This is a genomic window from Brevundimonas sp. GN22 (assembly GCF_054824005.1).
In genome coordinates this window covers 1-6,820 of record NZ_JSYD01000130.1, presented here as the reverse complement: position 1 = coordinate 6,820, position 6,820 = coordinate 1, and the positions used below count along the sequence as shown (strand labels likewise).

Annotated in this window: 4 protein-coding genes; all 4 read right to left on the bottom strand. The window is 54.4% G+C overall.

Translation table 11 applies throughout. The annotated features are described in order from the left end of the window. Positions 1 to 249: 249 nt before the first annotated feature. Complete coding sequence (locus tag OB03_RS14040; RefSeq protein WP_461344574.1) at positions 250 to 1,416, bottom strand: GIY-YIG nuclease family protein; 1,167 nt, start codon at positions 1,414 to 1,416, stop codon at positions 250 to 252. A 2-nt stretch (positions 1,417 to 1,418) separates the two neighbouring features. Then, positions 1,419 to 3,500 (bottom strand): DEAD/DEAH box helicase, encoded by a 2,082-nt coding sequence (locus OB03_RS14035; RefSeq protein ID WP_461344573.1) that lies wholly within the window; start codon positions 3,498 to 3,500, stop codon positions 1,419 to 1,421. A 43-nt stretch (positions 3,501 to 3,543) separates the two neighbouring features. Next, positions 3,544 to 6,216 (bottom strand): class I SAM-dependent DNA methyltransferase, encoded by a 2,673-nt coding sequence (locus OB03_RS14030; RefSeq protein ID WP_461344572.1) that lies wholly within the window; start codon positions 6,214 to 6,216, stop codon positions 3,544 to 3,546. Between the two features lie 106 nt (positions 6,217 to 6,322). Beyond that, positions 6,323 to 6,820: hypothetical protein (locus tag OB03_RS14025; RefSeq protein WP_461344571.1), on the bottom strand; the 498-nt coding region annotated here is incomplete at its 5' end.

Sequence of the window (6,820 nt, the reverse complement as noted above, 5' to 3'; positions counted from 1 at the left end):
TCGAACACGTGACCCCCGCATTACGAAATCCCGTCTAGAGACACTTAAAGTCCATATATTACAATGTATTGATAGAGTCAGCGGGTAAGGTCTGTGACCGATCCCATCGACGACCCACACTGGCCTATAGGGGTAATTTAGGCGCTCCCTAAGTTACGATCGATAACTAGGAAGCCGCCCAAATTCTGACCCGCGCTATACCCGCATGAAACATGCTTCAGGCCTTTGAGGTAAGGAGCTTGAACCCTGTTAGCGCCGGACAATTCTCTGCGATTGGGGATCGTATCGGTAAAGGTGCAACTGTTTCTCTTGGATCAGTTTGGCGGCTTGGCTGACGTGTTCCGGAAGCACGTAGAACCATTCTCGTGGGTGAATGGTTTTGCCGTAGCGATCATTGATGAATAGGCCGTTCGGACGGGCCTCATCAAAGAAGCGATGCAACAAGGTTTCGACGGTTTGGCGAGGTAGATTTTTCAGGCCAAACTCTGCCACGATCTCGACCGGTGCCAGTAGGAAGGTCGGATCGTTTCGGGCGTCAGCAATACGTCTGCGTACGTCCTGGCTGGTGACGCCGATCTTATGCAAGATCATGCGCCGTTCCTTAATCACCGGCTCTTCGGAAAGTGACCGCAGAACGTAGATCGTCCCGGACAGGTTCAGGCGATCAGCTTCCCATTCAGGATCGAGGGGACCTAGCCCAACCTTATTTACAGTGCGGGCTGTCGGATCCTCATTGAGTGATTTTCGGAAAGACGACATCAGTGGGTCGCTTTCCGTACCATTCGAGAAGATCACACGAAGTCGGTGGTCGCGAGAACCGCCCCGCATCATCATTTCAGACTTCTCGGCGATCAAGGCCAGCAGGCCGTTGCGGATGAATACATCCCCTTCGATCGGTTCGATCACGGCCCATTTCTTGACGGGTAAAGCCTTTCGCTCTCCGCTTTCTAGTGCAGCTTGGACTTCCTCGAAGCGAGGCTCAAACAGATGGAAGTCGCGGCACGGCACAAAATCAGCACGGTGATCCGGTGTGTGCCTTTCAGCAGCGGCGGTGACATGCTCCAGCTTGATCAGCGTGGCATCCACGTCGAGGCCATCATCCCCGAAGATATCGTCCAAGCTATCCGGTATCTCGCCTTCATCGGGCTCTTCACGCCAATCCTTTAGCGCGACCTGTGAGGTGGCCTGATAGCTATCAGGCGATATCGTGGACCAGATAGTGCCAAGGCGCATTTCGTCATGGCTTGGAGCGTCTGGATCGGGCCAGCGTCCATGCTTGGCATAGAAGGTTTCAACTTCCTGCCTGATAGCGGCGTCTTTGTCCGCGTTCGAAGTTCGCATGTTGGCGGCTTTGACATCCAACAGGCCAAAGTCATCCGGTTCGGCAAAGATTTCATCAAGAGTCGGGCGAGCCATGATCAGAGGGCGCCATCACGCATGCGTTTGGCTTTTTCCTGTTTCAGCCAAGCCAGAGCCTCAGCCATCCGTTTTTCTAGCGGGTCAGCAGAGTGGGGGTTCGGTTCACGGTCTTCTGAGGCTCTAAAGGCCTTGATGCGTGGCCATAGGGTTCTGGCTTCAGCTTCCGTCATGGTGATGCGCTGTGCGATGATTGCGGCCTGCACGTTGGAAAGCAGTGGGGCGTCCAAAGATTTGGACATCACCTCGAACCGCTCCTGGAAGGTGTTCACACTGTCGATCAGTTCGATATCGATATCGCGGACATTGATGAACTTCTTGACCATTTGAAGCAGGGTGTTCGGTGCCGAACCTAGCTCTTCATCGTCGTCTGAAGCCACTAATGCACCTGTAGGTGTAGCGCCGTCGAAGATAGAGCCAGCTTCCTGCATGCCGCGCTCGTATTCCTTGCGGGCGAGGGTGACGATGTTCATCTGAGCGGACAATTGCTGTCGAACAGCTTCAGTCTCTTCCTCGCCAAGGGTCGGGTATTTGCGCTCAATGATGTCGGTGAACACCATCTGGGTCATGACTTCAGGCGCGGTGTCTGGCGAGATGGCGCGTTTGTCCATTTCCTGACAGGCAGCGGCCATCAGGTCATGCATGTCCTTTTCGCAAATCTCGCGAGCCCGCTGTGTCGGCGGTTCCATCAGTCCCTTGATGCCGATGACCACATTGCCGTTTTCATCAGTGCTGATCGGGGCGCGAATATCGCCATCTTCGCGGCGGTAGAATTTGAAGTTCGGAGCCAGAACCTGCTCCATCAGAAGCGAGCCAGAAATTGCCTTGAGCATGTCGTTGAAGGCATCAGTCACAAGGCCTGTTTCGACACCCGGCTCTGCGACAAGGTTCGTGAAGGTGGCCTTAGGCTTACCCGGAGCATCACGGGTTGCTCTCCCAATGATCTGGACGATTTCTGTCAACGAAGAGCGATAGCCGATAGTCAGCGCGTGTTCGCACCACACCCAGTCAAAGCCTTCCTTGGCCATGCCAAGGGCAATGATGATATCGACCTTGGCACGATCCGCGACATCGTCACGCTTGCCGTCAGGGCCTTTGATTTCGCGCGACAGGGCGGCTTTGACGATATCGCGTCCGGGGCCATCATCCACCAGATCGGCGACCTTGATAATCCGGCCATCAGGGCGGCGGATCAGATCAAAACCGGTCTCGGGATCACGTCCCTCATGGATGCCGATCAGGTCAATGATCCTGCCGACTTCATTGAACTTGTCGTCAAAGGCTTCGGATGACCCACGGTGCGGAATGTGGACGATGGTCTTCTGATTGGGGTTCAGAACATCCTCAAGACCATTGATGTAACGGCCCTTATAGAAGGCATAGTTGATGCCCAGCGCCTTGAGGTGCTCATAGCCCTCTAGCTGCTCGTAATAGCTGTAGGTGACAATGGAGAAGCGATCTTCATCTTCAGGACGCAGTACAGGATCTGCATCACCCCGGAAATAGCTGCCCGTCATCGCCATCAAATGGCATTCACCGCGATTGAGCAGGCTTCGCAGGATCACGCCCAGACGGTTGTGATCGGAGGCCGAAACGTGATGGAATTCGTCGATTGCGATGAAGCAGTTATCAAAGGCTTCGATCCCTGCCTTTTCGGCCACGGCTTCAAAGCCAAAGCGGAAGGTGGCGTGGGTGCAGACCATCACCTTGGCGTCAGAGGCTAAAAACGCCTCAAAGGCTTTGACCTTCTGATTGCTGGCATCATCACCGGTCAGACATAGGTTCCAGGCGTCATCAACCTCCCAGTTGGCCTCAAAGCCATAGGACATCAGGTCCGTGGATCGGAACGACCCGCCGATAGAGGTTTCAGGCACGCAAACAATTGTCTTGGCCAGTCCCTGATGGCGCATCTTATCGAGTGCGATGAACATCAAAGCGCGGCTCTTGCCTGCCGCAGGTGGGGCTTTCAGCAGCAGGAACTGAGCGGCACGTGCAGCATAGGCGCGGGCCTGCATTTCGCGCTGACCCAGAACGTTGGTGCTGGCCTTGGACTTACCAAAGCTAACGTTGACGACTGAACCCATAACCTACTTCCCCATCCCCATAGTGTCGGCGGTTTGCCCGCCGTTATTTGCCCAATGACTTCATCTTGGCGGCGTAAAGCTTGAAGAGGTGTTCAAGCCGCTCACTATCGTTACGGAACGGGCGACCGATGTACATGGTCTCTAACAAGTCATCGTTCTCGCGGTGTGCTTCGCGCAGGTCGTCCGGCATCTTGTCGGGATCATAGAGGTCCGCGATGGTCTTGGGATGATGCAGGTATCGCGTCTTCAGGATTTTGCGCGCTGAAGCCGTTAGGGCCTCTAGCTGCGCTTCCGTGAACTTAGGCACAGGGAAGGTGTTCCAACCCAAGGTGTTGGAGTAGCGGAAATCTGATTTCAGCTTGCCGCAGACCGTCGCGATCCAAACCAGATGTAGCTTGGAGGCGATCAGGGCAATGCACCATTCCGGGGCGTCATACAGCACTTGGTTCAGGTCAGACGAAATCACATCCGAACTGACAAGGGTAACGGGCAGATAGGGGCGGCGTTCGGATGTAACGCGGGGGATGAGAATAGCACTTTGCTTGGGTGCGACATGCTCGCGGAACTGGTGAGGGCGTTTGGCAAGTTCCCGCCCACCTTTGTCCTTCATGTTTAGTCGGGCAATACGAGTTGCCTCGATCTTGTTAGCGATCTCTGGGATATCTTGAGCATCTCTGAGCTCATCATCAGAAATCCAAAGACAATAGCGTTCAACGCCCTTCACGACCTCTTGCGAGCCCATGAAGCTACGAATGAAACGTGCGGCATGCGGCGCAGAACTTAGCAACTCTTCCCGGTCTGAAGGGAGAAGAAGCAAGTTTCCTGCATCATATGGCATGCAGCCAAAGTTCATTTCCCATAGGCCAAATCGACTTTTGTTTGACGGTTCGATGTAGACGTTTGAATAGTCCAACAAATACGAATTAATGTTGCTCGCTGAGGTGGTGACATCATCCTCAAATATGAACTTGGATGATGAATCCTGATTCCGAATTCCAATGATTGCACAAACAACTGCGGCAACATCAGCTGCATTGTTGCGCCATTTGAACGAGCGGTAAGCAAAGCCGATTTCGACGCCTTGATATAGGATTTCAGGCCAGAGCGCTGATGCTGACGCCCCTTGGCAAATTGAGTTTGTAGCGACTAGCGCCGCCTTGGCATTACGACTTCGGATATAGTTTGCTGACTTGTAAAACCACGCGGCCACAAGGTCGAATGCGCGGTAGGATTTAACCCGCCCACTGAACACGAAATCCATGTCCGCTTTTTGGTCAGCGTCTTGTTGTGCCTTACCCAAGAACGGTGGATTGCCCGCGATATAGATTTCTTCGCCCGCTTTTGGTGGAGGGCAAACGATATCCCAGTCTGCTCTCAGGGCATTGTCGTGAACGATATTGGCTGCCTCTTTCAGGGGGAGGGCAGCAATCGTTTTGCCAAACACAGTTTTGAACAAGGCATTGGCCTGATACTCGGCGATGAACAGGGCCAGTTTGGCGGTTTCGACACCGAAATCGGTGATCTCGATGCCGTAGAAGTTTTTGAGTGAGATGGCCGAGAACATCTGCACGTCACGCCCGCCATCCAGTTCATTTAGGCGTTTGAGAACGCGCATCTCGCGCTCACGTAATTGGCGATAGGCGACCACAAGGAAGTTGCCCGATCCACACGCCGGATCGAAGACACGGATATTGCCAAGGCGCTGGATGACCTGTTGCAGAGCCTTAGGCTTCTCCCAGGCCTTTTCAATGTCAGCGTCGATATCATCCAGGAAAAGCGGGCCGATCACCTTCATGATGTTAGGCACTGATGTGTAGTGCATGCCCAGCTCAGAGCGCTTTTCTGGATCGGCCACCGATTGGATCATCGACCCGAAAATGTCGGGGTTGATCTCGCGCCAGTTCAGGCTAGCGGCTTCCTTGAAGTAGCGGAAGGCAATGGTGTCGAAGCGCGGGGCATCAATTGAGCCCGCAAACAGGCCGCCATTCACATACTCCAGATCGTGGGTCCAAGCGGGAAGGTCGCCGCGCGATCCTTGAGGCAGGTTCATGGCGCGGAAGGCGGAGATCAGAACCTCGCGCGTTTCCTCGCCCTTATCGCCCGCATGGGTGAAGATGGCCTTGGAGAACTGGTTTTCAGCAAAGATGCCGACATCTTCGGAGAACAGGCAGAAGATGATCCGCATCATCAGCTGGTTCATCTCGTGGCGGCGCTCAGCTGTGGCCCAATCAGGGTTGGCCTTGATAAGAGCGTCATAGAGGCGGGCTAGCTTGCCGGTGGCCTTGATATCGACCGGGTTCTCTTCGACCGCCTTGTAACGTTCCTTGCCCGCAGCGGGCAGGAAGAAGCCGAAGTGGTCGCCCAACTCTGCGAACTTGCAGTGCAGGCTCTCGCCGCTGGCGGGGTGCAGTGCCGCTATGGTTTCGCCATCAGTGGTCAGCAGAATGGCAGGCTTAGCGCTGGCGTTCTTTTTTGACGCCATCAACTGATCTAGGGTGATGTCCACCATGCCACCAAGTGCTGGGGCGTAGTGGAACTTCTTGTTGAACAGCACGCCGCTCGGAAGGTCGGACTTGTTGGTTGTTCCAGCCCTTAGCTTGGCGACTGCAGCCTGTGCCGCATCGGTGGCTAGAGCGAACTCAAACGGGAATTCTGACGCATTGAACGGCTTGGCTGCAATCTCGGAAAGCGCATCATAAATCTCAGTAGGGTTCATAGCGTCAGCATGTCATCCAGATTCAGCGATGATCCCTGATAGCTAAAAATGGTTAAGCCAGCGATATTTCGCGCTGGCTGCCCCAGGTTCATAACTGATGCTGATATCAGGCGCCGATAGATAAGTGCTGAATGCGATGCGTGACCACATTAGCAGGCACATTCAGTGCTGGCTTGTGGCGCTCAATCATAAGTGGCTTCAACGTGCGAGCAGTGATCGCAAATTGCTCATCATTTATATCTCCGACCACCATCACCTCGACCTTTAGCCGGTGACGGTTTTCATAGATGTATTGGCCTGAACGGCAACGTCTGCCACTGGGGCTGCGGCGCGTGTAATCGGACAAGCGTTTGGCCAAGGCCCCATGTTCGGCTGTGCCTACACCAATCAGAATGTCCCGTTTGTTCTGGGTGAAGCGATACAGGCCCACGAGGTATTTCAGGTCGTCCTGATATGCATTTTGCCATTCCGGTACAGGGTCCCAGAGTCGATCCCATTCAGGCAGCGTCTTATCGCCGTACAGAGGCGCATCTTTAGTCGTCATGATGATTTCCTTATTGATGATGCAGGGCCTCTGAGCCAGCCGTAGCCAGCCCAGAGGGCA